The 673-nt window shown below is 61.2% G+C and carries 1 protein-coding gene; it reads left to right on the top strand.

Annotated features, from left to right (window positions below; translation table 11 throughout):
• The coding region (locus D3227_RS40545) for an IS6 family transposase (RefSeq protein WP_120019479.1) at positions 1–621 on the top strand (621 nt) is incomplete at its 5' end.
• Positions 622–673 lie beyond the last annotated feature (52 nt).

Raw genomic sequence — 673 nt, 5'->3', positions numbered from 1 at the left:
CCGCTGAGCCTGCGCTTGGTCGAGGAAATGCTGCTGGCGCGCGGCATTGTCGTTTCCTACGAGACGATCCGCCGGTGGGGAAAGAAATTCGGGCCCGACTACGCGCGTCGCCTTCACCGCAAGCAGCCCAGCCGGAACGACATCTGGCACCTGGACGAGGTGGTCATCACCATCGCCGGCAGACAGCACTGGTTGTGGCGGGCGGTCGATCAGGACGGCTGTGTACTTGATGAGATCGTCCAGAACCGGCGCAACACCAAGGCGGCAAAGCGATTGCTGATCCGGCTCCTGAGAAAGCAGGGTCTCACGCCGAAGCGGATGGTCACCGACAAGCTGCGTTCCTACGGCGCCGCACGCCGCCAGATCATGCCGAACGTCGAACATCGGTCGCACAAAGGTCTCAACAACCGCGCCGAGAATTCGCATGTGCCGTTGCGAAAGCGGGAGCGCATGATGCAGGGGTTCCGATCACCGGGATCGCTGCAACGTTTCGTCTCGATCTTCTCTGCCCTCAGAAATCTCTTCGTCCCACCTCGCATCAAACGCTCGGCAGCTGCCATTCACCTCCACCGCCTCCAGGCCATGGCGGCGTGGAAGACCATGACCGGAACGCTCGCCTGAATTCTGCAGCAGCGGCCTTAATCCGATCTATCTCAGATAACGTGACAAGCCC

The organism is Mesorhizobium waimense (genome assembly GCF_003601975.1).
GTDB lineage: Bacteria > Pseudomonadota > Alphaproteobacteria > Rhizobiales > Rhizobiaceae > Mesorhizobium > Mesorhizobium waimense.
The sequence above is the reverse complement of the archived record's forward strand: the minus strand, read 5'-3'. Positions and strand labels throughout refer to the sequence as shown.